The sequence below is a fragment of the Sporomusa intestinalis genome (genome assembly GCF_055383785.1).
The window spans coordinates 3,240,588-3,266,592 of the sequence record NZ_AP042390.1; the positions used below are offsets into that span (position 1 = coordinate 3,240,588).

The 26,005-nt window shown below is 50.5% G+C and carries 24 protein-coding genes; 15 read left to right on the plus strand and 9 right to left on the minus strand.

All coding sequences use genetic code 11. The features are described from left to right. Positions 1 to 287: 287 nt before the first annotated feature. The 5 genes from ACZ481_RS15395 (at position 288) to ACZ481_RS15415 (ending at position 4,686) form a co-directional block, all read left to right on the plus strand. The gene (locus tag ACZ481_RS15395; protein ID WP_464766233.1) at positions 288 to 1,499 is read left to right on the plus strand and encodes a GNAT family N-acetyltransferase; all 1,212 of its coding nucleotides are present in this window, start codon (positions 288 to 290) and stop codon (positions 1,497 to 1,499) included. Between the two features lie 132 nt (positions 1,500 to 1,631). Continuing rightward, positions 1,632 to 1,709 (plus strand): CxxC-x17-CxxC domain-containing protein, encoded by a 78-nt coding sequence (locus tag ACZ481_RS15400; protein WP_464770639.1) that lies wholly within the window; start codon positions 1,632 to 1,634, stop codon positions 1,707 to 1,709. A 162-nt stretch (positions 1,710 to 1,871) separates the two neighbouring features. After that, complete coding sequence (locus ACZ481_RS15405; RefSeq protein WP_464766234.1) at positions 1,872 to 2,930, plus strand: permease; 1,059 nt, start codon at positions 1,872 to 1,874, stop codon at positions 2,928 to 2,930. Next, positions 2,923 to 3,777 carry a TIGR03943 family putative permease subunit gene (locus ACZ481_RS15410; protein WP_464766235.1) on the plus strand — a complete coding sequence of 285 codons (855 nt, stop codon included), beginning with the start codon at positions 2,923 to 2,925 and terminating at the stop codon, positions 3,775 to 3,777. Before ACZ481_RS15405 ends, ACZ481_RS15410 begins: the two co-directional genes overlap by 8 nt. Before the next feature lie 387 nt (positions 3,778 to 4,164). Further along, positions 4,165 to 4,686, plus strand: a complete 522-nt coding sequence (locus tag ACZ481_RS15415; RefSeq protein WP_464766236.1) for a metal-dependent transcriptional regulator — start codon at positions 4,165 to 4,167, stop codon at positions 4,684 to 4,686. A gap of 93 nt (positions 4,687 to 4,779) precedes the next feature. On the opposite strand, the gene ACZ481_RS15420 is transcribed toward ACZ481_RS15415, so the two are convergent. The 4 genes from ACZ481_RS15420 to ACZ481_RS15435 form a co-directional block, all read right to left on the minus strand. Beyond that, positions 4,780 to 5,904 (minus strand): metal ABC transporter permease, encoded by a 1,125-nt coding sequence (locus tag ACZ481_RS15420; RefSeq protein ID WP_464766237.1) that lies wholly within the window; start codon positions 5,902 to 5,904, stop codon positions 4,780 to 4,782. Beyond that, the gene (locus ACZ481_RS15425) at positions 5,798 to 6,805 is read right to left on the minus strand and encodes a metal ABC transporter permease (RefSeq protein WP_464766238.1); all 1,008 of its coding nucleotides are present in this window, start codon (positions 6,803 to 6,805) and stop codon (positions 5,798 to 5,800) included. The genes ACZ481_RS15420 and ACZ481_RS15425 overlap by 107 nt, the downstream gene beginning before the upstream one ends. A 165-nt stretch (positions 6,806 to 6,970) precedes the next feature. Beyond that, on the minus strand, positions 6,971 to 7,681 hold the full coding sequence (locus tag ACZ481_RS15430; RefSeq protein ID WP_464766239.1) for a metal ABC transporter ATP-binding protein: 711 nt from the start codon (positions 7,679 to 7,681) through the stop codon (positions 6,971 to 6,973). Between the two features lie 8 nt (positions 7,682 to 7,689). Beyond that, the gene (locus ACZ481_RS15435; protein WP_464766240.1) at positions 7,690 to 8,637 is read right to left on the minus strand and encodes a metal ABC transporter solute-binding protein, Zn/Mn family; all 948 of its coding nucleotides are present in this window, start codon (positions 8,635 to 8,637) and stop codon (positions 7,690 to 7,692) included. A gap of 474 nt (positions 8,638 to 9,111) precedes the next feature. Here ACZ481_RS15435 and ACZ481_RS15440 point away from each other — a divergent pair, with 474 nt between their 5' ends. The 3 genes from ACZ481_RS15440 (at position 9,112) to ACZ481_RS15450 (ending at position 14,173) form a co-directional block, all read left to right on the plus strand. Continuing rightward, the gene (locus ACZ481_RS15440) at positions 9,112 to 9,738 is read left to right on the plus strand and encodes a TetR/AcrR family transcriptional regulator (protein ID WP_464766241.1); all 627 of its coding nucleotides are present in this window, start codon (positions 9,112 to 9,114) and stop codon (positions 9,736 to 9,738) included. A 218-nt stretch (positions 9,739 to 9,956) separates the two neighbouring features. Then, a complete protein-coding gene (locus ACZ481_RS15445) occupies positions 9,957 to 11,087 on the plus strand; it encodes an efflux RND transporter periplasmic adaptor subunit (protein ID WP_464766242.1) in 1,131 nt (376 codons plus the stop codon). After that, complete coding sequence (locus ACZ481_RS15450) at positions 11,084 to 14,173, plus strand: efflux RND transporter permease subunit (RefSeq protein WP_464766243.1); 3,090 nt, start codon at positions 11,084 to 11,086, stop codon at positions 14,171 to 14,173. Before ACZ481_RS15445 ends, ACZ481_RS15450 begins: the two co-directional genes overlap by 4 nt. Before the next feature lie 94 nt (positions 14,174 to 14,267). On the opposite strand, the gene ACZ481_RS15455 is transcribed toward ACZ481_RS15450, so the two are convergent. From ACZ481_RS15455 to ACZ481_RS15475, 5 genes are all read right to left on the minus strand, one after another. Continuing rightward, a complete protein-coding gene (locus ACZ481_RS15455) occupies positions 14,268 to 14,621 on the minus strand; it encodes a hypothetical protein (RefSeq protein WP_464766244.1) in 354 nt (117 codons plus the stop codon). Positions 14,622 to 14,754: 133 nt separating this feature from the next. Beyond that, positions 14,755 to 15,168: a hypothetical protein gene (locus ACZ481_RS15460; protein ID WP_464766245.1), complete on the minus strand. Its 414-nt coding sequence runs from the start codon at positions 15,166 to 15,168 to the stop codon at positions 14,755 to 14,757. Positions 15,169 to 15,192: 24 nt separating this feature from the next. After that, complete coding sequence (locus tag ACZ481_RS15465) at positions 15,193 to 15,723, minus strand: RNA polymerase sigma factor (RefSeq protein ID WP_464766246.1); 531 nt, start codon at positions 15,721 to 15,723, stop codon at positions 15,193 to 15,195. Between the two features lie 660 nt (positions 15,724 to 16,383). Continuing rightward, on the minus strand, positions 16,384 to 16,779 hold the full coding sequence (locus ACZ481_RS15470) for a sirohydrochlorin cobaltochelatase (RefSeq protein WP_464766247.1): 396 nt from the start codon (positions 16,777 to 16,779) through the stop codon (positions 16,384 to 16,386). 46 nt (positions 16,780 to 16,825) lie between these two features. Then, positions 16,826 to 17,755, minus strand: coding sequence for an NAD-dependent epimerase/dehydratase family protein (locus ACZ481_RS15475; protein ID WP_464766248.1), 930 nt, complete (start codon positions 17,753 to 17,755; stop codon positions 16,826 to 16,828). A 214-nt stretch (positions 17,756 to 17,969) separates the two neighbouring features. Here ACZ481_RS15475 and ACZ481_RS15480 point away from each other — a divergent pair, with 214 nt between their 5' ends. The 7 genes from ACZ481_RS15480 to ACZ481_RS15510 all read left to right on the plus strand — a co-directional run bounded on the left by ACZ481_RS15480 (position 17,970) and on the right by ACZ481_RS15510 (position 26,005). Next, positions 17,970 to 18,620 (plus strand): TetR/AcrR family transcriptional regulator, encoded by a 651-nt coding sequence (locus ACZ481_RS15480; RefSeq protein ID WP_464766249.1) that lies wholly within the window; start codon positions 17,970 to 17,972, stop codon positions 18,618 to 18,620. Positions 18,621 to 18,781: 161 nt separating this feature from the next. Continuing rightward, positions 18,782 to 19,015, plus strand: a complete 234-nt coding sequence (locus ACZ481_RS15485) for a hypothetical protein (RefSeq protein ID WP_464766250.1) — start codon at positions 18,782 to 18,784, stop codon at positions 19,013 to 19,015. 123 nt (positions 19,016 to 19,138) lie between these two features. Further along, the gene (locus ACZ481_RS15490) at positions 19,139 to 20,455 is read left to right on the plus strand and encodes a lipase family protein (RefSeq protein WP_464766251.1); all 1,317 of its coding nucleotides are present in this window, start codon (positions 19,139 to 19,141) and stop codon (positions 20,453 to 20,455) included. Between the two features lie 369 nt (positions 20,456 to 20,824). Further along, complete coding sequence (locus ACZ481_RS15495) at positions 20,825 to 21,388, plus strand: TetR/AcrR family transcriptional regulator (protein ID WP_464766252.1); 564 nt, start codon at positions 20,825 to 20,827, stop codon at positions 21,386 to 21,388. Positions 21,389 to 21,550: 162 nt separating this feature from the next. Then, positions 21,551 to 21,772, plus strand: coding sequence for a hypothetical protein (locus tag ACZ481_RS15500; protein ID WP_464766253.1), 222 nt, complete (start codon positions 21,551 to 21,553; stop codon positions 21,770 to 21,772). Positions 21,773 to 21,776: 4 nt separating this feature from the next. After that, on the plus strand, positions 21,777 to 22,904 hold the full coding sequence (locus tag ACZ481_RS15505) for an efflux RND transporter periplasmic adaptor subunit (RefSeq protein ID WP_464766254.1): 1,128 nt from the start codon (positions 21,777 to 21,779) through the stop codon (positions 22,902 to 22,904). Beyond that, positions 22,901 to 26,005 (plus strand): efflux RND transporter permease subunit, encoded by a 3,105-nt coding sequence (locus ACZ481_RS15510; RefSeq protein ID WP_464766255.1) that lies wholly within the window; start codon positions 22,901 to 22,903, stop codon positions 26,003 to 26,005. Before ACZ481_RS15505 ends, ACZ481_RS15510 begins: the two co-directional genes overlap by 4 nt.

Consider the following 26,005-nt stretch of genomic DNA (forward strand, 5'->3'; position numbering starts at 1 on the left):
CGACGCATACTGGAAGGGGTCTGCTAGGAGGGGCTGACGCCGCCATTTGCCATTTTGGCCGTCATCAAACTAAAAAGATAATGTGGTCAAGTCACTAGGGCTGTGTTAGACTGATGCCGTAAGATACAGGAATAAAGCAAATGAATATAGAAATCAAGCAAAATCAAGGAAACTGCCATTCCTATTTCATTTCATAGCTAAGTGCAAATAAAAGGCTTATTATTGACTCAGTCCGGCAATGCCTGGCAGACGCGCCGCAATAAAAGTCTTTTGCAAAGGAGATTTATATGGGCAAACGAAGACAATTAAAGATGAAAAAAGTCGGCCTGGAGCATCTTGAGCAGTACAATCAGCTGCTGCGCTATGTTTTTCAGGTAACTGACGACGACCTGCGCAAGGTTGGCTGGGAAGAACGGGATATAGTGCATGACAAATCACCCTCTTTGGAGCAGGCAGATGTTTGGGGCTGGTTTGACGGCGATAAACTAGTGTCCCAGGCAGCAGTTTATCCTTTTCAGGTAAGGATATTCAATAAAACCTACGACATGGGAGGCCTTACCGGCGTCGGCACTTTCCCCGAATATTCCAATCAGGGTCTGATGCACAAGCTGCTGTACCAGGCATTGGAAAAGATGCGGGAAAAAAAGCAGTCTATTTCTTACCTGTATCCCTACTCCATCCCCTATTATCGCCGTAAGGGCTGGGAAATCATTTCCGACAAAATATTTTTCGAAGTGAAGGATTATCAATTGCCGAAAAACAAACAGGTTCCCGGCGAAGTCGAACGGGTGGGCAGCGAGAGTAATGATGTAAAACAAGCGTATATGAGATTCGCCCTCCAAACCCACGGGGCCATGCTGCGCGGTGATTTGGCCTGGAATGAGTACTGGCGGTGGGATCTGGATGACCTGATGGCCGCTGTATATTACAATGATGACCGACAGCCGGACGGCTATGTCCTATACTGGATCGCAGACGAGATTTTCCACATCAAGGATATGATATTTGTAAATGAAGAAGCCCGCAGCGGGCTCTGGAATTTTATCAGCGCCCACTTTTCCATGATCGCCAAGGTCGTAGGCAATATTCATACCGATGAGCCGCTGGCGTTTCTGCTGGAGGACGCTGATATCAGAGAAGTCATCTCCCCTTATTACATGGCCCGCATAGTGGACCTGGATCTGTTTATTGCCCAATATCCCTTTAAACCGGATACCAAAGAGCGGGAATGGACATTTACCCTGGATGACCCGCTGCTTTCCTGGAACCAGGGAACCTTTACCTTACGCATCTCGCCTGAGGGCAAAGGCGAAGTCGTTCGCACGGCAGACCGCAGCGAGGCAAGAATAAATATCCAAACCATGACAACAATGCTATTGGGCTACAAGCGGCCAGATTACCTGCATAAAATCGGCCGCATTGCCTGCAGTCCGGAAACGGTGGATATGCTGGAGGATGCGATTGAGCAGCAGACCCCTTATTTCTCGGACTATTTCTAGGGTATGCGGTGAATAAAAGCAGTGGAAAACAGATGAGCAATGATTGGGAGAAAAGAAAACAATCCGGGACGATCTTAGCCCCACAGAGCAAGCACCAACTTCGGGCCAATTGGTCCGAAGTTGGTTTGTGAGATGCAGGTCCCTTTCTGCCCTAACGGTGATCGCCCTGTGTATTGCAGAGATTGCTTTTATAAACAGAAATTCAACTAATCAGCACCACCCGCTGGACGGGTGGTGCTGATTAGTTGAATGTACTGCGGGGCCTTAGGTACAATAATTTTTACACTTGCATTTAATAATAATTTTATTTACTAGTAATAATCTCATTTAGCTATCATAGTTATTTATAGAGACCTAAAATTGGAGGTTGCAATGGAGACAGGCATAAAATCCAACTTGAGAAAGCTTTCCCTCCTATCGCTCCTGCTTATTACGGGTGTAGTAACGCCCGATAACTGGCTTGCAGGAGTACTGACCGGAAGTCAGACAGCCTTTTTACAGGAAACGACTGCTATTTTTCTCAGTATTATCATCGAAGCCTTTCCCTTAGTATTGATCGGGGTGCTGGTGTCTTCGTTTATCCATATTTTTGTTTCCGATAAAATAATTCAGCGGGTATTGCCGAAAAGCAGTATGCTTGGCATTGCTTGCGGCAGCTTGCTGGGCATCTTTTTCCCCTTATGCGAGTGCGGCATCATCCCAATTGTCCGCCGGCTAATGCAAAAGGGGGTCCCTGCCTATATCGCGGTCCCCTTTATGTTATCGGCCCCGATTATCAATCCGCTAGTTGCTTTTTCCACCTATCTTGCCTTTAATTCTTCCGCCGCTATGCTGACATACCGGTTTGCCGGCGCTTTTGTCTGCGCCAACCTCATCGGCCTCCTGTTATATGTTAACAGGACAAAGTCGCCGGTACTCAATCTTTATACGGCAGACCATAGCTGCTGCCACCATGGCTGTGGCTGTGATCACGGGCATGCCCAGCCTCCGCCGGGATTGATAAAACGCTTGCGGGATATGCTGTACCATACGTGTGACGAATTCTTTGATATGGGGCGTTTCCTGCTAATCGGCTCATTTTTCGCAGCAGTTATTCAGGTAACTGTTCCCCGGGCCCTGTTGTTAAGCGTAGGGCAGGAACCGGTTGTATCGATTTTGGGAATGATGGGTTTTGCTTTCGTTATTTCTGTCTGCTCCCAGGCCGACGCTTTTATCGCGGCTCCCTTTGCCGCCGCGTTCACACCAGGCGCAATTGCCTCCTTTTTGATCTATGGGCCTATGCTGGATATCAAGAATGTGATTATGATGTTCCATGCTTTTAGGGCATATTACGTAATTAAGCTTATTTTCCTGATTACGGCTACCGTATTTCTGCTTTCACTCCTGATCAACTATCTTCCTTATCTCGGGGAGGTGCTCGCGCTTGTATAGGCTTTCACGGGCAATCGAAAATGTACTGCGGCTCCTGATTCTTGTCTGTTTCACGCTCTTATTTTACCGCGTGATAACCAACAGTGATCTGTTGCAATTAATCCACCCGCAATTCACTTATAATGCTAAAATTGGCTTGATCATTCTGGTCCTGCTGGTTATCGTGCAGACCATCCGGTTAGTAAGTGATATGCTGACAAGCGGCTCCGGCCAGCAAGATCATCGGTTTGCCAGTTGTTTCTATTATGTCTTTATCGCCACCCTGGCCATAGGTTTTCTCATACCAGCCAAATCCCTGGGATCAATAACCGCTGAGCAAAAAGGCCTGAAGTATCTTAACGGTCCCGGCATTGCCGCATCAATCGCTGCCGATGACAAGGAACCCCCGCTTTTGTTCAACACCCAAATTCAACAGCAGCTGCCAGCAGCTGCCCCCCAAGAAGCTCCCGTTCTCTATATCGATGATTCCAACCATATCCGTTTGATTACGGCCATGTACGAGGCCACTGCGAACTTTATCAGCCGGGAAGTCCAAATGAAAGGCTTTGTTTATCGGCCGGCAGGTCTCAAGGACAATCAGTTCATGGTGGTACGGTTTGAAATTTCCTGCTGTGCTGCCGATGCAATGCCTAGCGGCTTAATCGTGGAGTGGCCTGAAAACGCCCAGTATAAAAATGACACCTGGGTAGAGGTACGGGGTGAACTCCAGCAGGGAAACTATGAAGGGGTAGATGTTCCCTTGTTGAAAGCCCTCGCGGTTTCCCGTATAGAACCTCTGCCTAACCCTTATGTTTATACCGGAGATCCTGTTATGCCGCAAAATTATGAACAACACGTTCCCCGGTAGCCGCCGACTAGGTAATTTAGAAGCACACGCCAATATGAAATACTAATCAAATCATTGACAACGGACATTTCGTCTCACTCTAAACGATAATCTAACATGGTCAAGGCACTAGTACCTCATCTCCCTTAAAACCAAGGATAGTTTGCGCATCTTTTCCCGCACTGCTCCGTTGTCGTCGCCTTACATATGTCCGATATGCGCGGCTTCTCCGCCTTGCATTGCGAGAAAATCTACGCAAACTATTCCCTCGCTTTTAAGAAAGATGAGGTACTAGAATATTCACAGATGGCCTGCATAAACTCAATACTGAACACTCTTTGTTTTTTCACATTCTTTTCCTTAATAAGTGTTCCTATTTTTAAATATAAGGATTTAGGAAGTGTTATTATGAAAAGCGATTTCCACACCTTCCGCGGCTATCAGCTGTTACTGCAAAAACATCATGCATTGACGCCAAGTATGGAAGATTATCTGGAAATGATTTATCGTACTTGTGTGCAAGAGGGCCATGTCCGGATTAATCAACTGGCCGCCCAGCTTAATGTCCGTTCTTCCTCAGCAACCAAAATTGTTCAAAAACTGGCTGAATTAAACTTCCTAATTTATCGTCCATACGGAATTATCCAAATGACCGAACAAGGAATAACTATGGGCAAATTCCTTTTGCAGCGTCATAATGTGATGAAAGAATTTTTAGAAAAACTGGGCCTGACAGATACCCTGCTTCAGGATACCGAAATGCTGGAACATCATATCAGCTTGGCATTGCTTGAAACAATTGGCATCTTTCTGTTGTTTTTAGAAAACCAACCGGTGTTTTTACAGTCCCTTACCGAGTTTCGCCAAACATTTGCCAAATCGGCTTTGGCTACCGCCGACGCAGTAACCGACACTAAAAATCCCTGCTAAACCGTTGTCGTCAGTCGTTATACGTCCGGTTGCCTCCCTCCCCCGCCTTGCCTTGCGAAAAATCCCGCGAATTCATTTACGCTTTCAATGTAGTCATACCATTAGCTGCCGGTATAGCTTACTTTGCTGGACATAGCGTCTGCCGGCGTTCGTAATGCGCAGTTCATTTGCCTGTAATTCGGCATATTGCCGGCTAACCAGCCGGTCAAGTACCTTGCGGAAAAAGGGCGGTGGCCATTGCAGCTGATTGATGAGGTTTCCCACTTGGCCCGGCAAATTCCCTGACCCTTGCGCTTCATGCTTTAACAGATAAATGAGCAGCGACAAGCCGGCGAACTCATATTTTTGCTGCCGGGACCGCCTGATTAGCACAATAATCCCTTTCCGGGGCGCGGCCATGACCACGGCTAAAAAGATTAAGCCGCTCATCGTCGCCATCGAGCCTGCAATCGAGACATCCAGCCAAAAAGATACTGCATACCCAGTCACAGCACTGAGACTGCCAAAAAATACACTGGCAAAAATCATATGCCCCAGTTTCTCCGTAATAAAATAGGCAGTAGCCGGCGGTCCAACCATTAAAGCAACAACTAAAATCGCCCCCACTGCATTAAAAGCCCCTACGGCAGTAATCGAGACGATTGTCATCAGAGAGTAATGGACTGCAGCCGGTGAAATCCCCAGAACACCTGCCAACAGGGGATCGAAAGTAACTATTTTCAATTCTTTGTAAAACAAACAGATATAGCACAAATTGAGGATCAGGATGCCTGTCAGAACGTAAATTGATTTAGGTCCGAGATCAATATTATTTACCATTAACCGGTCAAAGGGAGCAAATGCCAGTTCCCCCAGCAAAACAGCGTCTGTATCTAAATGAACGTCGCCGGCATAGCGGCTGATGAGCAATACACCAATACTAAACAACAGGGGAAACACCAGGCCAATGGATGAATCTTCACTAATTTTTTTGGCCTTTTGCAGGAATTCGACCAAATATACAGTCATAATTCCCATTAAGGCGGCACCGATTAATAGCACTGGCGAGTTCAAGTCATGGGTGATAAAAAAGGCGATAACAATCCCCAATAAGATGGTATGGCTGATAGCATCACTCATCATCGCCATTTTTCTTAAAATCAGGAATACACCTGGCAGGGAACAAGCGGCAGCGGTCACAATGGCAATGGTCAATATTTCCAATTGGGCCTGGTTCATACGACTCCTCTCCTTTCGCTAAGTTTCCGGCCTTGGCGTTCGGTTGCAGTCGCTTCCGGATTTCTTCACAATTACGCCACAACCAGCCCCGTTTGGGAGCTGCCAGCAGGGAAACAAGCACAATACAGGCTGCGGCAATCACAATCACCGGTCCGGTTGGCACCCGGGAGCCCAGCGAACTGAGCATTGTCCCCACGATACCGGCGGCTGCACCGAACAAGGCCGCCAATAAGGTCATCACGGACAAGCGATCTGTCCATTGCCTGGCAGCAACCGCAGGCGAAATCAGCATAGCGCTCATCAATACCACCCCCACGCTCTGCAGACCAATAACAATGGATAACACGACCAGCCCTGTCAAAAAAACATCGATCAGCCTTACGGAAAACCCAAGACTGGCAGCATATTCATAGTCGAAGCACAAGATTTTAAATTCTTTCCAAAAAAGAACCACCAACAGGAGCACAATAACGGCTATGGCTGCCATCATTTGGATGTCACGGCTCAACAGGGTTGCAGCCTGGCCGAACAGAAATTTTTCTAACCCGGCCTGATTCGCATTGGGAGTTTTCTGTATATAGGTGAGCAGAACCAGGCCAAACCCAAAAAATACTGACAGGATCATTCCCAGCGAGGTATCATATTTAACCTTTGTATAACGGGAGACGGCCAATACGGCCAGCGCCGCCAGCCACCCCGACACTAAAGCGCCTATTAACAGGGTGGATGTTGCTTTGGTATTTGTCAAAATAAAAGCCAGACAGATGCCGGGTAAAGCCGCGTGGGAAATTGCATCGCCAATTAAACTTCGTTTACGCAGCACTTCATAAACCCCCAGGGTACCGCTTAACAAGCCGAATATGGCTGACCCCAGAGCTACGGTCGCAAAAGTATAATCCATATTCAGTATGGTCTGCAAGGGCATAGTATCACTTCCATTATTTCTTTCTTCTTGTCTGCGAATTCAGCAAGGGGCGTGCAGCGCAGAGCGCTGTGCGCCCCGCTGAATCCCGGTTCCGGATTTGCGCCGGGAAAACTTTTTAGGCGCGGGAAACTTTGGGGTACGTTAAGACCGGTAAGTTAATTTAATGAGCTCATCGGTAAATACAGCTTGAATCGGGCCGCTGGCAATCAGTTTGACATTTAATAATGCTACCCAGTCAAAGTATTCCGGCACAGTCTGCAAATCATGATGCACCACAACGACGGTTTTCCCTTCCGTCCGCAGCGTTTGCAGCAATTTTACAATCGTTTTTTCCGTCTTGGCATCTACGCCTTGAAAAGGTTCATCCATAAAGTAAATTTCCGCATCCTGCGCTAATGCTCTGGCTAAAAAGACGCGTTGCTGCTGCCCCCCGGACAATTGACTGATTTGCCGCTCAGCCAAGCTTTCCATGCCAACTTGCTCCAGTGCCCGCATTGCCAATTGCCGGTCATAATCCCGCGGGCGGCGCAGCCAGCCTAATGAACCATACCGCCCCATTAAAGCAACATCAAACACACTGGCAGGGAAATCCCAGTCGACACTGCCCCGCTGCGGTACATAGCTGACCTTTTTCCGTTGCTCCTGATACGGTTTGTTCCAGAAAGAAACTTTGCCGCTGGCAGAGCGAACCAGCCCGAGCACGGTTTTAATCAACGTCGATTTTCCCGCACCATTAGGCCCTACAATCGCCATTAAAATGCCGGAAGGTATTTCCAGATTAACACTCCAGATGACCGGCCGCTCCTGATAGGCGACTGTTAAGTCTTCTATTTTTAGTGCTGCTGCCTGCATATGTCCCCCTATCCCGCCAATAGCGCTTTCACTATGGTATTGATGTTGTGCTCAATGGTACCGGTATAAGTACCGGCAGGCGTCCCGGGTTCTCCCAATGAGTCGGAGAACAATTCACCGCCGATCTGCACCTGATAACCCCGCGCCTGTACTGCTTCCTGCAAGGCCTCAATTGTTTTTTTCGGAACAGAAGTCTCCACAAAAATTGCCGCAATTTTGTGTTGCACAATAAAATCGGCCAATTCCCGCACATCGGCAGTGCCGGCTTCTGCTGCCGTGCTGATGCCCTGTAAGCCTTTAACCGTAAAACCGTAAGCTCTGCCAAAATAATTAAACGCATCGTGAGCGGTAATTAAAACCCGCGACTGTTCCGGCACCAGCTCTGCTTGCGCCTGCACATAGCTATGTAGCGCATGAAGCTTGCTAATATAGGCGGCGGCATTTTTTTCAAACTGTTCTTTATGTGCCGGTTCCAGTGCAATTAAGGCTTCTTTTACTTTTTCCGCAGCCAGAATCCAATTTTCTACATCAAACCAGATATGGGGATCATAGTTTCCGTCAAACTCTTCCGACTCAAGCAGCCTGGACCTTTCAATCGCTTCGCCTACTGCCAGCGTAGCAACACCGGACTTTTGCATTTGCGCAAATATATCACTCATTTTCCCCTCTAAATGCAAACCATTATAAATAATTAAACGGGCTTTGCTCATCTTATTAACATCCCCGGCGCTTGGTTTGTATAAATGGGGATCGATACCGGCTCCCATTAAGCCCTCAACTGTCACATAGTCGCCGCCAACAACCTGCACCAAATCAGTTAACATGGTAGTTGTTGCAACAATATGGGATTTAGTATGAACAGGCTCAGCCACATGCTGCGCATCTGAACTGCAGGCAGCAGTAAGCAGACTAAACATAAACAATACCACCAACACCCATGTTGTTTTTATTTTCATTGACACGAACCCCCTCACCAAATTCATAGGAAATTTTGTTTTGCAAGTAATATTCGCAAATAATCACAGTAACCTTAAATAAGCGCCACACTCCTTATTTGGCTGCTAAGCCGGCCGGCCGTTTGCAGACCTGAAGCATTCACTGAACTAGGTCGGTGCACCGATGGAATATATTATGCGATCAGTTATAAATTGTTCCTGTGGCTAACTTTTAAAATAAACAGCTAAACGACTCAGGGGGACAGTTCTTGTGCGTCGTTAGATTGTTTTTTATCCCCTTTAATACAACGGGAATAAAAAAAGGACAGGCTCCTGTGCCTGGCCTTGTCCTGCCGGTCCGTTTATGGCAGGTAAGGAAAACAACTCTTGCCGGTGCAAGGCTTTACTTTGCCGGAGAAAATCTGCTTGACAAAATAATCCATTCACACTATAATTTGAATTGTTCAATTAATTTGCATAATGGAGGTAATTCTTTTGGCCAGGCCACCGCAAGACCCCAAAATCAAAATGGATGAAATCCTAGATGTGGCTGAACCGTTGTTTGCCGCCAATGGCTACCGGAAAACCACCATCAGCGACATTGCCAAGGAAATCGGCGGCGCGCGGGGACTGCTCTATTATTACTTTAAATCTAAAGAAGAAATCCTGGAAGCACTTATCAATCGCCAAATCGCTCATTTTCTCAGCGATATCAGCAGTATGACTTCATCTGCCGACATGCTGCCGCCCCGTAAAATTGAATTCGTGGTACATGCCTTTTTTCGCACGGCGTACTACAAAGACGGCCTCTTTCTTGACTTTCTCTATGATGAAAAACATATACATATAAAAAACAAAATCTTCCGCCAGGCGGCTCTGTTACTAAAGCCCTGGCTGTTGAAGATTATTGAGGAGGGAGTCCGCAAGCAATATTTTCATGTCTCTTATCTGCCGGCCGCTCTGACATTTATTATGTCCATTATGTTATGTCTGGGCGACACCTTGTGTGAAAAAATCCCGGATGAAGAAATGCCCTGTCACTTGCAGCTGGCTGCGGCGCTCATCGAACGAACCCTGGGAATGCCGGAGAATACCTTGCATTTATCGTTGTCCACTGCCTAACTGCCTGAACAATAATCGCCAACAGGTTACTGTTGGGATATTTTTTACCCATTAATTGAACTATTCAAAAAATAATTACCTTGGCCCGTCTGTATGCATTTTATAGCTCATCCAAGTGCACTATTTGGATGCTTTTTCAAAATCATTATTTGAACAGTTCATTTTATTCAACAACGCCGAGCGTCCCCCCAGCGAATCCTATACAAGGAGTGAAAACCATGCAACCGTTACATCGACTAATAAAATTATCAAGAAAAAAATGGTATTACAGCGTAGCGGCGGTGGTAACCGGGCTGTGCATCATTGGCGCCGGGATCTGGCAATTCCACAGCCAGCCCCCGACCGCCGTGGAAGACGTGCCGCTGGTGCGCACGGTCGTGATCGGCGCCGCCAATACACCACAAAGCTATTTCTATGCCGGCGAAGTCCGCGGCCGCTATGAAAGCCAGCTGGCCTTTCAGGTCACCGGTAAAATCAGCAAGCGCAATGTAGAACTCGGCCAGGCGGTAAAAGCCGGCGATATGCTCATGCAGCTGGATGCGCGCGACCTGCAGCAAACAGTACACAGTACCTCCGCGCAAGTCTACTCTGCCGAGGCGCAGCTTAAGCTGGCCGAAAGCAATCTGCACCGTTACCGGCAGCTGTATGGGGAAAACGCCATTAGCCGGGCCCAGTTGGACCAGTTTGAAACTGCTTACGAAGTCGCCCGGGCAGGAGTAGAGCAGGCAGCCGCTCAATATGCGCAGGGTGCCAACCAATTGAATTACAGCTTGCTCTATGCCGATCAAGCCGGTGTCGTTGCCGCGATTGCCGCCGAAGCCGGCCAGGTGGTCAGTGCCGGTCAGACCGTCATCACCATCGTGCAGGACGAGGAGCGGGAAATCGAAATTAGCGTACCCGAAAACCGGCTGGAGGAACTACGCAATGCGCAACAGCTGACAGCAACGTTCTGGGCTCTGCCCCAGGTCACTGCAGAAGGCCGGGTCAGAGAAATCGCCCCCATGGCCGACGCGGTAACGCGCACCTATAAGGTCCGCATCAGTTTAATCAATCCTCCGCCCCAAATCAAGCTGGGGATGACGGCCCGGGTCAGTCTGGCCGGGGCGGGCGGTTCGGATCAGGCCGTCATCATGGTTCCCCTTGCGGCTATTTATCAAACCAATGACACCCCTCACGTCTGGGTAATTACCGACCATGTGGCTGCCCTGCGCCCGGTGCAGGTCGGCAGTTTCGGCAATACGCAGGTTCAGATCGTCGCCGGCCTTAATTCCGGTGAGACCATCGTCACCGCCGGCGTACATAAACTGCGGGCAGGGCAGACGGTGAGAGTGATGGAGGCTACCCCATGAAAGCGTTTAACTTGACTGAATGGGCGCTGAATCATAAACAAATCGTATATTTTATTATTGCCCTGCTGGTTATTGGCGGGATTTTCTCGTATCAAAACCTCGGCCGCATGGAAGATCCTGACTTTTCGATCCGGCAGATGGTGGTGACGGTAAACTGGCCCGGGGCGACCGCCAGCCAGGTGGAAGAACAGGTCACCGACAAAATTGAAAAAAAGCTCCAGGATACCCCGGGGTTGGATTTTCTGCGCAGCTATTCACGGCCGGGGCAGGCCATTATTTACGTCAATTTAAAATATGATGTGGTTACCAGCGCCCAACTCCGGCCCACCTGGCTGGAAGTGCGCAACATGGTCAACGATATTAAGCCCACTTTGCCGGCAGGCGTCCAGGGACCGTATTTCAATGACCGCTTTGACGATGTCTTCGGCTGCATTTACGCCCTGACCGGTGATGGCTACAGCTATGAAGACCTGCGGGCAAAGGCGGAGACCAGCCGCCGCATTTTCCTCGGCGTGCCGAATGTGCGCAAAGCGGACCTCATCGGGGTCCAGGCCGAAAAAATCTTTATCGAAATTGAGAATGCCAAACTGGCGCAATTAGGCCTGGCCCCTGCGGATATCACCGGTGCCGTCCGGGCGCAAAATGCCATGGCCGCCGCCGGCATGGTGGAAACGGTCGCCGACAATGTCTACTTGCGTATTTCCGGTATGTTTGAAAATACTGAGGACCTGAAAACGCTGCCGATCCGGGCCGGCGGCCGAACCTTCCGGCTGGGGGATATCGCCAGGATTGAACGCAGTTACAGCGATCCGTCAGAGCCGAAATTATTTTACAATGGTCAGCCGGCCATCGGCATTGCGTTGTCGATGGAACCTGGCGGCAATATCCTTACCCTTGGCGAGGACTTAGACAAGACCGCGGCGCAAATCCGACAGGATCTGCCGCTGGGTCTGGAGCTTAATACTGTTTCCAACCAGCCGAAGGTCGTGAAGGAATCCATTAACGAATTTGTGAAGTCGCTGGCGGAAGCCGTGGCCATTGTCCTGATCGTCAGTTTCTTAAGCCTGGGGCTGCGTTCCGGCCTGGTTGTCGCCTTTTGTATCCCGTTGGTCATTATGGGCACCTTCATCTTCATGCACATCTTCGGCATCGACCTGCACAAGATTTCGCTCGGCGCACTCATTATCGCCCTGGGGCTGTTAGTGGATGATGCGATTATCGCCATTGAAATGATGATTGTAAAACTGGAGCAGGGCTGGAGCCGTTTTGACGCCGCCTGCTACGCCTATACCTCCACCGCCAGCCCCCGTCTGACCGGCGCGCTGATCACCTGCGCCGGCTTTGTACCGGTCGGCTTCTCTAAAGGCAGTGCCTCGGAATATGTAGGCAGTATTTTCTCAGTGGTAACCATTGCCCTGTTACTGTCCTGGGTGGTGGCGGGCATGGTGACACCGCTGTTCGGCTACCAGTTGGTAACCGTCGCCCCGGCCGCACCGGGCCATGATATTTACGACACGAAATTTTACCGGAAATTCAAGCAGGTATTGAGTTGGTGCCTGGTGCACCGCCGCCTTGTCCTGGGAATTACCGCCGGCCTGTTTATAGGATCTTTACTCTTGCTGACTGCCATTAAACAGGAATTCTTCCCGCCGTCAACCCGGCCGGAATTACTGGTGGAACTCCGCCTGCCGCCGGGCTCTTCCCTGCAGGCAACCGAGGAAGAGGCCAAGCGCTTCGCCGCGCAGTTTACCCAGGATGACACTATCGTCAATTTCACTTATTATACCGGCCAGGCAGCGCCGCGCTTCGTGCTCACGGCTTTTCCGCCTGACGCCGACACGAATTTTGCTCATTTTGTCTTTGTCGGCCAAGATGTAAAAGCCCGCGAACTCCTGCGGGAGAAAGTCGATAAACTCCTGGCAACGCAGTTTCCCAATGTGCGCGGCAATGTCAAGGTTGTGACCACCGGTCCGTCCGACCCGTATCCGGTCATGCTCCGGGTCAGCGGCTATGACCATGACAAAGTGCGCGCCATTGCCAACCAGGCCCGGGACATACTTGCTGCCAATCCCCATATGGCTGATGTCAATCTGGAGTGGAATGAAAAGACCAAAGTCATGCATTTGGCCATCGACCAGGATAAAGCGCAGATGCTGGGCCTGGACAGCCAGGCATTGGCCTCTGGCCTGGAGTCCCTGTTGTCCGGCACAGCCGTATCCGAATTTCGTGAACAAGACAAAACGGTCGCCATTGTGTTCCGGGTCGCCGCGCAGGATCGCAGCGATCTTGCGCAGATTAAGGATTTAACCATCCATACCGGCAACGGAAAATCCATTCCCCTGGACCAAATTGCCAAAATCAGCTATAACGCTGAGGAGGGGGGTATCTGGCGGCGGGATTTAAAGCCGACGATTATTGTCCAGGCCAATATCGTGAATGAAATTACCGGTAACGATGCAACCTATGAAGCTTACGACAGCTTAAGGGAACTGCGCGCTGCCCTGCCGCCCGGCTACACCATAGAGATCGGCGGCACTACGGAACTAAGCGACAAGGCTACCCGCTGGCTGCTGCAGCCGGTGCCGGCTATGGTGATTATTATTGTTTCGTTACTGATGTTCCAACTGCAGAATATCCCGAAAATGGTTCTAACCCTTTTAACTGCGCCGCTGGGCATTATCGGCGCCAGTGTCGCCCTGTTACTGACAGGCCAGGCAATCGGCTTTGTTGTCCAATTAGGCCTGTTGGCATTGGCCGGTATCATCATGCGCAACTCGGTGATCCTCATCGATCAGATCGAGCAGCATCAAAAGGCCGGCGAACCTGTATGGGAATCGATTATTCATGCCACCGTTACCCGTTTCCGCCCCATCATGCTGACAGCAGCCGCCGCTATTCTGGGCATGGTCCCCCTGGTATCCAGCATTTTCTGGGGCCCCATGGCAGTCGCCATCGCCGGTGGGTTGCTGGGCGCTACGCTATTAACCCTGTTGGTACTGCCGGTAATGTATGCGGCCTGGTATCAGGTTGCCCCACCGCCTGCTCACCGGGATATGCCGGTGAAGGGACAACAGCTGCATAGATAAGCAGACCCTATAATAAACAGCCATAGTGCACCACTATGGCTGTTTTACTGTCAATATGGGAAACGGAATAGGGAAAGGGAAGCGGCCCCTGGCACTACTTTGCTGCTGCGGCCGGATACTGGTCATAGTCAATCATAGTGCCGACACCCAGGTGCACGTAGATCTCGGGATGACCGGCCACCGGCAGCCAGTAGCCGATGAAGGCTTTGCCGTTGGCCTCCCCCTTGGCATAGGTAGCCTGCTGAGAGGCCAGCGCCTGATTCGCCAGGCAGCCCCGGTGCCGCCCCGGCTCACCGATGGAAGAACACTTGATGCCCGGCCTGCCCCCCGCTTTACGGCAGGCCTCATTTATGGCCAGGATGTCCCGGCTTTTATGCACCAGCATAACGGGCTCAGGAAAATTCCCCCACATCATTTGAAACGCTTCGATAACTTTCTCATCTGTCATAAAATATTCCTCCTCTTTTTTCACCACCGGCGCTATGGTTTATAGCCACCATTACCGCTTAATCGTCCCGGCTCCACCCTCCCACCCTATCATTACAGGCGGCCCCGCCTCACGGTTGAAGGCATCTGAACGGTTACTGCCTCTTATTTTGCTGCAACGTCTCTTGTTCTAATAGCCTCTGCGTGTATTTTTCCAAAGAAGCTTCCCCTTCTTCCTCCCACCATTTTTCAAAATGCCTGTTGCCCTTATCGGCGGCACAAGCTGCACCTGCCGGGGAAACTGCGCTCTGGCAGCCGGCTTGCGGCTGGTTTGCCCCCTTATGATAACCCTGGCTGCCAAACAGCAGCCGTGCCAGGATGACAAGTCCTGCTCCCTGCCAATACGTGATTTTCTGCCAGCCCCAGATATCAGGCAGCAGGCTGTTCCATAGCAGCATGACAAAAAAGCCGAAGCCAAGGCCAAACAATATGGATAATACCAGGCCGAGACAAATCTGAACAAGGACATGCCTTGTTTTCGTTATACAAAAATTACACTGCCATTGCATAGCATATCACCTCTATCAATACAATCATTCCTCCTGCAGCAGCTTGCGCAGCGCCTGGGTCGCCCGGCTTTTCCGCGACAGCAGCGTGCCGATGGGCTCCTCCCATTTCACCGACAATTCTTTGAAGGTGTAACCTTCCAGTTCGGTAGCCGCCCAAACGGCACGCTGTTTGGGCTCTAACTTCAGCAACGCCTGCTTTAAACGCCGGGCAAATTCTTTTTTTTCTATCATGCTTTCCACATCGCCGGCCGTGTCAATCAGGCTCCCGCCTCGGGGAAAACCAGTGTCCCTGTCCAAGGCATCCAAGGATAAGGGCGCCTTGGCCTGCCGGAAGCGGTCCCATATTTTATGTTTTACCGACTGGTACAGATAAGCAGCCAGATTTTCCACATGGCCGTCAGTTGTCATCCGGTTATATACATTAAAAAGTACATCGGCCACAATGTCTTCCGCATCCATAGCGGAGATGCCGGTCAGCCTTTGCCGCACATAGCGCAGCAATTTCGGCTGCTCTTTTTTTATAACACTGACAAAGTCATTTTGTTGTTTGCGCACAATAAAAACATTCCTCTAATACAATTTCAGCCATCATTCCCATTCATTTTCATTGCGGTAATGCCTGTTCCACTGCAGCACCCGGCCCCTGCCCTGGGCAGCACCGCATTGCCTTGGCCTCAATGGCCAGCGCCGCCTAAAAAGGCTGCCCTTTCTAGTTGTCTTGTCAATTCTGCTGCTTATAAGTAAGCGGGCTATCCTACAGTCGCCCGGGATTAGCTTTCATAAAATGTAAGGAAACATAAAATAACCCCAAAACTCCCCACACTAAATGGCATTGTTTCCTCCAGCCGGTCTTTGCTTTAAAATACAGGGAACAACCGGTAATAGCCGCGCCGGCAAGCGACCCGCGGAACGGTAAATCCCAAACAGCCCCAGCCATGCCCTTCTCCTTTGTTTTTTAATTTTGCTTCTATTTATTATGATGGAGTAAATCCTGTTTTATTGCAGTAAAAAATACTTTTTTTTTGAAAGTCGGCAAAAACTATGGTCAATGCCCAATATAGTAAAGGCAATTTATGTTGTCCTAAAAAAGTGTATATGCAAAAAAAGCTCAATTGCAGCTATAAATTGCTAACTGAGCTTTCTATATACATTATCCCCTTCGTGGAACCGCCTTATTAGTTTTGTTTTATCCCCAACGCTGCCGGCGGTGACAATTCAGTTTATGATTTGGGGCTCCTGCTTAACCCATATGCCCACACACGGCAGGATTTCCGTCTTGTCGAAACCCATTCCCGCAACACATCCCTGGACCATTTCTCTGACTTTTTCATACTCTTCGCCGGCGAATAACTGAAAGGGCTGGACGATAATCTCGGTAAACCCCTCTGCTTGCAGGCGTTCTAACGCCTGTTTTTCATTATCGACCTGAATCCCGTCGGCTGCCGCCAGTTTCTCGATTAGGGGGCGGGAAGCAAAGGCTTGACGCACTTCATATTGGGGGAACTCCGACTGGATTTTATGATCAATGCCGGCTATGGCCAAGCGCCGGGCTTCCTGGTAGGCGGTGCCTATCCCCACCATCAAAAAGGCTTTTTTCTCTCTCTTTTCCAAGTGATCCACCCTCTCAACTTGATAGGAAACGGTGCGTTCTAATGTATTAACCCATTTGTTCAAGTTCCCATTGAATGGTATCTGCAAGCCCTTCCTGCAGGGTGAATCGTTCCTGATACCCTAAATGCCTGCGTATTTTAGCTGTATCTATAACCAAATCCTGCTGTAGATTATATCCTGCTAATGGCGAAGACGCCTGGCCGGTAACAAGCTCACCAGCCCAGGCCAGCAGTGTTGCAATTTGTTGATACCATTCCCTTTCGGTTAACGCTTCCTGCGCTGCCAGATTATAAATTTCTCCCGCCAGACCATGTTCTGCTGCCAGTTTGATTCCGTAGGCAGCATCGCCAACATAGCACTTAGACATTCTGCAATTTGCCATAGCCGCTGCTAGTGTAATCTGTTTATCGCCTGTGCGCATTTTTTGTATTGGCTCTAAAAAACGATGGTTCGGATCGTTTCTGCCGTAGACCATGCCTAAGCGTACAACAATAGCATCAATTACGGAACTTTGCCTAGCCGTCTTTTCTACCAGTATTTTTTCGTAATCGTGGGCAAAATCCGCGTCAAGTCGATCTCGATACAAATATAGCACATCACGGAGCGGTGATTGCTCATTAAGCGGTCCGGAAACAACGGGGGTATTGGCCAAATTGCTAAAAACCTCATACGCTTTATATACATCAATGCTGGAGAGGATAACAGTGCGCGTTCTCTTGCCTTGAAGGGCTTGTTCTAACATCTTTATATGGCTTTGAAACATTGCCGTCATGTGGATAATTGCATCTGGTTCTACCGCTTCGATTGCTCTAATAAGATCATTGACGTTATTGCAGTCACCTTGGATTTGCCTATGGTGAACGGCAGGGCTAAAGTTCCTGTGGAATAAAGCAACGGCATGTCCGGTTTGTGCCAATTGCGCTGTCAAAACCGGGCCAATAAAATTCGTGCCCCCAATCAAGAGAATTTTCATCATGCCCCTCCCTTTTCCTTATTAAATGCCGGCCGGTTCATAGCAGTTTGTGTTATGGTTCTATATTCGAGTCAAATATCCTTCCCTGTTCCCCACCGTTAACCAGCGCGCAAAGGCGAATTAAGTATCTGCGACTAAGCCCAATGCCATAAGCATCCCTGCTGTATCAAGAAAGGAAAATTAATCCTTGACAAAAATCCCCAGCAGGACTTATAATTTGACCAATTCAATTATTGAGGTGAATCTCATGTCCCGAACCCCCCAGGATCCCCAAATCAGAATCGATGAAATTTTAGATACGGCTGAGCCTCTTTTTGCAGCCAACGGCTACCGGAAAACGACCATCCTTGATATTACTAAACAAATGGGTGTCGCTAAAGGAATGGTATATTATTACTTTAAATCCAAAGAGGAAATACTGGAAGCGGCGGTGAACCGTCAAATCTCCGCCCTGTTGGCTGATATCAAACAGATGGCGTATTCCGACGATATTACCCCGCCTCGTAAGATTGAATTAATCGTAACCGCCATCTTCCATACGACACAATATAAAGACGGTTTGCTGTTGGATCTTCTGTCTGATGAAAAGAACATACACCTCAGAAATAAAATTGCCTGGCAAGCTACGCTCATACTAAAACCTTTTTTGTTAAAAATCATTGAAGATGGAGCTGAGAAACAATGGTTCCAGGTTTCTCAGCCCGATATTGCCGTACATTTTATCCTGTCCACGCTGCAATGCATAACAGATGCCTTGGCAGAAAAGGTTTCCAACGAGCGGATGGCCGCCTATTTAAAAATGGCTGAGATCCTTATCGCCAAAGTGCTGGCAATGCCGGAGAATTCTTTGCATTTGTCGCTTGCATAAACCCAATTCCAGCAGATCCTGTTGGATGGTTTTTTTTAAGTTTTAATTGAACCGGTCAAAGAATCCGGATGATTTTCGCTCTTTAATTTCAACTGGTCATTCTTACCGTGTCCTGTTTACGGGCCGGGCTGATTTACTAAATAAACAGGAGGAGCAAACAAATGTATTGCCATTTAAACGACCTAACGATTGCCGGTATCCCCGTAGGGGCAGATCCTTCCTTATCACTGGAAGAAATCAAACAACTGGTTTACGACATTGTTCAAGCCTGGGCCTGGGAAGGGCGGCAACTGGGAAAAGTTGAGCTGATCCGCGCCGGACAATGGGTGCATATCTGCTCGTATGAGAAGCCTGTTACCCAGCTTGTCCCTGTAAAACTTCCAGCCAAGGAGTGAAATGCAGCCGCTTCCTTGGTTCAGGCAACGCTTCCACCGCCTGCCATCGCTCAAAAAAGCGGCTGGGGACAGAAATAGAACACTTGTCGTCCACCACCGGAAATACGAATGAGGTGATATCTGGTGAAACGCTTCCTGTTGCTGTTACTTGTTGCCGGTATGCTGGCCTGGATCCCGGCTATAAGCGCTGCCGGACCAAAAGAAGACTACGAGGAAGCCTACAAACTCTATCTTACCGCAGGCGCCAGCGCAGCCGCCTATAGCGGGCGGCTGGGCGAGCTGGCCAACCGCTACCTGGAGCAAGACGGCTGGCAAATTGATCACTATGGCCAAGCCCAGGGACGTACCGGCGCCCGGTACCTAATTGGCCGGAAAGAAGGGTTCCCTTACTATATTGTCGCCATTGTCGGCACAGAAAACAAAAAGGACATAAAGACCGACCTCAGAGTCAGCAAAGTCTATTTCGCCGGCAGCACCCCCGAAGAATTCACCGCCAATGCCGCCAAAAAAGATATTCCCAACACCGAACCAAAGGTTCATAAAGGCTTTAACGAATTTGTCCAGGCCGGGCCGGCAGCCGTCTTACGCAATCCCCGGCGGGTAAGTCTCGCTCTGCCCGATCTGCTCCGGACTGACAAAGCCCGCAAGCTGCTCCTGACCGGCCACAGCCTCGGCGGCGCAGCCGCTACGCTCAGCGGGGCAAGACTGTTAAGCACAGGTGTCAGCCCGGAACAGCTGGAGGTCATTACCTTCGGCGCCCCTGCCGTAGGCAATGCGGCTTTTGCCGCCAAATACGGACCCCTCCTCCCCCTGACCCGGATCGTCCATGCCGGCGATCCGGTTACCGGCGTCCTGCAATCCCTGGTCGGCGGCTACCGGCAGTTTGGCCGGGAAGTAAAATGGAAACCTGCCGGCACCGTGCGCGATGCCCATCAATTAACAGGCTACATGGATTCCGCCCTGAAAAATTACTACGATAAACGCCGCCTGGCTGTGGAAGCCGGCATACAACTGCCTGCAATGCCTGTAAAAACACAGGCAGCCCGTAAGCAGCGCGTCTACGTTCTGCCGCTTACCAACCAGTTGCCGGCAAATCTGGCCGCTGAATTTTGGTATATGCAAGAAGCATTGCAGGATGTACACGCGAATACGCTGCCCGGCTATGTCGCAGCTGCTGCCCGGCCGGCCTCCTGGCGGCAAGCGGCGCTTGCCGCCGGCTGCCGCTGGGCTGTTGCATCAGAAGTAAACGCCAGCCGCGTTAAAGAGCAGCAAAATACTTATTATATCACAGTACATCAGACCGTGTATGACACACAGACCGGCGCTGTCGCCGGCACCGCAATTTTTTCCACCGGCACCTACAGGCTGACTCCCCTGACGGCTTTTATTCATGCCTTGCGGGGAATAAGCGACCACCTGAACACCGTCATGACCAAATAGCCACAAAAGGATTACCCTCTTTAACGCCCTTTGCGGTGATGCCTACGGTTGCGTCCATGCCTGGACCGGCGGCGGTTATACTATGCGGAACCGTGGGCAAAGGCGGAAACCATCCGCCGGACCTTGCTCGGCCTGCCGAGCATAAAAAAATGAACTAATCAAGGGTTCAAACCGATAAAAGCTCTAGCAGCTATATGAATTGGAAACCGGCAAACTAGCCAAATTGGGCATCGCCCCGGCTGACATTACCGCTGACGTGCAGGCGCAGAAGACCATATTGACAAGGGACAAAAAATGGAATAATATAACATTAAAAATATCAGTACTTATTTTGTCAAATTGGTACTACACAAAACCGAGGTGTTTTTTTTGCGTGACCGTATTTTGCTGGCAGCCATTGAAGAAATAAATTACCATGGCGTCCGGTTTACCATGAGCGATCTTGCCAAACGGCTGAGTGTCAGTAAAACATCTTTATATGAACACTTTTCTTCGAAGAGCGAGTTGATTCACAGTATCTTAATGGCAGGCATTGAAGATGTTCAGCAGCAGGAACAAGCGATCTATACTAACGCCGCGTTGACTTTGGCGGAAAAAATAGCGGCCGTACTGAAAGTTGCACCGGCGGTATTAGGATCTCTCAATAATTATCGGCTGCAGGACGACCTCCAGCTCTATTATCCCGAAGAAATTCAGATCATAGAAAAATTTAAAGCGGAACGACAAGAGCGCTTTTTATCCCTTATTGTTCAGGGAATCGAAACGAATGCGCTCCGGCCTATCAATACCAATGTGCTTCGCCAAATCATTGCCAGCGCTTTCAATGATTTATTCTCTTACCGGTTTCTCTCGGAAAACAATATGACCATCCCCGATGCCTTGAGCGCCATGTCAGATATTCTCGTCAACGGCTTGCTGCTAAGAAAAGAATAAGTGGATTACATTTTTAAAATTGCGGGTTGGCACGCGATTTTAAAATACCTCCTTCGACCATCAGTACCCAAAAAGAAAATTCGGTACTAAAGCCTTTATTCTCGTGCTTGCTAAAAAACTTACTTCTGTTAATTTGCTAGTTCACAGGAAGGAGGTACAGGCATGTACACCATCATACAGGGGGTCTCCGTTTTCGCCGATCCGGCTCTCCCCCGCGCTGCAACCCGCGCAATTGCCCTGGAGTTAATACAGACGTGGAACTGGGAAGGCAGAGCGCTCGGTAAAATTGAACTCATTTATGGCAATGATCAGATCCATGTGCAGGCTTATGAAAAACCGTTCAGCAAAGTCATCCCCTGGAAAAACCGCAGTCAGGAGGAGTGAAATAATGAAATTTATAAACTCGTTCAGCCAGTTATCCGGAAAAAAATTGTACTATGTTTTGGCAGCCGCACTGGCCGTCATGGGCATCAGCGGCGGCATTCTCTGGCAACAGCACAGTCAGCCGCCTGCGGCTGCGGAGGCGATCCCGTTCGTACGCACAGCGGTAATTGACGCCGTCGCCGCTTCCCAGGGCTATACCTACGCCGGCGAAGTGCGCGGCCGCTACGAAAGCCAGCTGGCCTTTCAGGTCGGCGGCAAAATTATCAAAAGAAACGTCCAGCTGGGGAGTACGGTACAAGCCGGCGATGTGCTTCTGCAAATCGACGCCAAGGATGTGGCCCAAACGGTCAATAATTATTCCGCGCAGGTGGCTTCGGCCGAGTCAAGGCTGCAACTGGCGGAAAGTGATCTCAAACGGTACCGGGAATTACTGGCTGGCGGCGCGGTCAGCCAGTCTCAATACGATCAGTACGAAAGCGCCTATAACGTAGCCCTCGCCGGGGTGCGGCAGGCTCAGGCACAGTATACGCAAGGCTTTAACCAGCTTGACTATACCCTGCTGACAGCCGACAAGCCGGGAGTGATAGCCAGCATCGCAGCGGAAATAGGGCAAGTGGTCAGCGCCGGCCAAACGATTGTGACCATCGTGCAGGACGGCGAACGGGAAGTCGAAATCAGCGTGCCGGAAAACCGCATCGAAGAGCTGCGCCATGCGGCTAAGCTAACTGTCGCTTTTTGGGCGCTGCCCCATTTGACAGTGGACGGCACGGTAAGGGAAATTGCGCCCATGGCCGATGCGATCACGCGGACCTTCAAAGTCCGCGTCAGTCTGGCAGACCTGCCTCCGGAAATCAAATTAGGCATGACCGCCACCGTTACCGTCCGCGGCGACAAAGCCCAGCAGGCTGTGAATATTCCCCTGGCGGCGATATACCAGGAAACCGGCGATACCCCCGCTGTTTGGGTGGTAAAAGACGAGGCGCTGACCCTGCGTCCGGTTACTGTCGGCCGTTTCGGCAACGGGACCGTTGAAGTCCTCAGCGGCCTGCAGCCCGGCGACCGCATTGTGACCGCCGGCGTCCACAAGCTGAAGGAAGGCCAACGGGTAAAACCAGGCGGTGATTCGCTGTGAAAAACTTCAACCTCACCGAATGGTCGCTTAATCACAAACAATTTATTTATTTTTTCATCGCCCTCTTCTTTGCCGCCGGCATTTTTTCCTATAAAAACCTGGGACGAATGGAAGATCCTGATTTCACCATCAAGCAAATGATCGTCAGCGCTGCCTGGCCGGGAGCCACCGCCCGCCAGATGGAAGAACAGGTTACCGATAAGATTGAAAAAAAACTGCAGGACCTGCCTGGGCTTAAGTATCTCAAAAGTTACTCCACGCCCGGCCAGACTGTTATTTATGTTCATTTAAAGGACACCGTGCCGCAAGAAGAGATCCGCGCCCGCTGGCTGGAAGCCCGCAATATGGTCAACGACATGAAAGGCACGCTGCCCGACGGTGTAACCGAGCCGGCATTTAACGACCGGTTCGACGAGGTGTACGGTGTTGTTTATGCGTTAACCGGCGACGGCTACACCTATGAAGAAATGCGGGAAAAAGCGGAAAAGATCCGCCGAATTCTGCTGGATGTCCCCAGCGTCAAAAAAGTCCAGCTGCTGGGAGTGCAAACTGAAAAAATTTATATTGAAATCGAAAATAGCAAAATGGCGCAGTTGGGCATCGACCCCGGTATCGTCACTGCCACACTGCAGGCGCAAAACGCCATGGCCGCGTCCGGCATGCTGGAAACCGCCTCTGACAATATGTATTTACGGGTTACCGGCATGTTCGAGAATCTGGGGGATATCAAGAGTCTTCCCATTCAGGCCAATGAACGCACCTTCCGTTTGGCGGATATTGCGAAAGTCACCCGGGCCTACGCCGAACCGACCGACCCTCAATTTTATTATAACGGCCAGCCGGCGCTTGGCATTTCACTGGCCATGGAGCCGGGCGGCAATATTCTCACGCTGGGCGAAAATCTGGAAAAAACACTTGCCAAAATTGAACAGGATTTGCCGGCCGGGCTGGAGCTCCACCAGACGGTCAATCAGCCGAAGGTCGTGGAAAACTCGATTGACGAGTTCGTTAAATCCCTGGCCGAAGCCATCGTCATTGTCCTGATTGTCAGCTTTATCAGCCTGGGGGTACAGTCGGGCCTCATTGTCGCCCTGTGCATTCCCCTGGTTATCGCCATTGTTTTTACGTTTATGAATCTCCTGGGCATCGACCTGCAAAGAATTTCGCTGGGTGCGCTCATTATCGCCCTGGGGCTGCTAGTGGATGACGCCATTATCACCATCGAAAGCATGGTGGTCAAACTGGAACAGGGCTGGACCCGGTTCAATGCCGCCTGCTACGCCTACACCTCCACCGCCTATCCCCGCTTAACCGGGGAACTGGTGACCTGCGCCGGTTTTATCCCGGTCGGCTTTGCCCAAGGCAGCGCGTCCGAGTTTTGCGAAACCATCTTTTCGGTGGTAACCATCGCTTTGCTCGCGTCCTGGATCGTAGCCGGCACGGCCACGCCCCTGCTGGGGTATCTGTTTATTAAAATCAAACCGAAAGCAGACGGAGCGGACGAACATGCCCTATACGACACTAAATTCTACCGTATGTTTAAACAGGCGCTGACCTGGTGCCTGCTGCACCGTAAAGTCGTACTCATCGCCACCGCGGCTGCTTTTATCGGCGGCATTGGCTTACTGGGCTTGGTAAAGCAGGAATTCTTCCCCGCCTCTTCCCGGCCGGAACTCGTCATTCAGTTGACCCTGCAGGAAGGCGCATCAATAAAAAACACCGAAGAGGTGGCCCGGCTGTTTGCCGAAAAAATTCAGGACGACCCGCGGATTGCTTATTACACCTATCATGTCGGCGAAGGGGCACCCCGCTTTGTCCTGACCTTCGAACCGACCTTCAATAAGCCGAACTTCTCCGAATTTATCATTGTCGCCAAGGACCACACCGCCCGGGACGAACTGCACGCTGACCTCAGCCAGCTGTTAAACGAGCAGTTTCCCACTGTCCACGCCCATACCAAGGTCATCGCGCTCGGCCCTTCGGCCGATTATCCGGTCATGCTGCGCGTAATGGGCTATGACCACGATACCGTCCGGGAATTGGCAAAGAAGGTCGCGACCGCTATGGAAGGCAATCCCGGAACAAAAAATGTCAACCTGAACTGGTCGGAAAAAAGCAAAGTCATGCATCTTAACATTGACCAGGACAAGGCCCGCAAACTAGGCGTCACCTCCCGGGCGTTAGCGACGGCACTGCAAACCCAGTTGTCCGGAGCCCCGATCGCCGAATTCCGGGAAAATGACAAAACCGTCAGCCTGGTCTTCCGCTATGACGCCGGCGACCGCAATGACCCGTCCCGGATGAAGGACCTGAATATCCATATCGGCAACGGCAGCTATGTGCCGCTCGATCAAATTGCCGATATTAGTTTTGCGACCGAGGACGGCCTGGTTTACCGCCGTGATTTGAAGCCGATGATTCTCGTACAGTCCGAAATCAAGCCAGGTGTTACCGGCGATGATGTGGCCGAGCAGGTTTATAACAGCCTGGCCGAGCTGCGCGCCAGCCTGCCGCCGGGGTATAGCATCGAGTACGACGGTCCGAAGGAAAGCAGCATTGAGGGAGTTGGATATATTGCGGAGCCGGTACCGGCCATGCTGATTACCATTATGATTTTATTGATGTTCCAACTGCAAAGCATCCCCAAAATGGTGCTGACTCTGCTGACCGCGCCGCTTGGCATCATCGGCGTGGCTGCCGGTCTCTTCCTGACCGGACGGCCTATGGGCTTTGTCGTACAGTTGGGCATCCTGGCTCTGGCCGGTATCATCATGCGCAACTCGGTCATTTTAATGGATCAGATTGACCAGCAGCTGGCAGCCGGGGAAACACTCTGGAATGCCATCATTAACGCAACGGTCATCCGCTTCCGCCCCATCCTGCTGACGGCGGCGGCGGCCATCTTAGGCATGATTCCGCTGGTGTCCAGCATCTTCTGGGGTCCCATGGCGGTAGCCATCGCCAGCGGCCTGTTCGGCGCCACCGTGTTGACGCTGATTGTGCTCCCGGTTATGTATGCCGCCTGGTATAAAGCCGAGCCCAGCCATACGCCGCCGCAGGGTACGCCGGCAAAATCCGGCGGGCAGCCAGCGAATTCATAG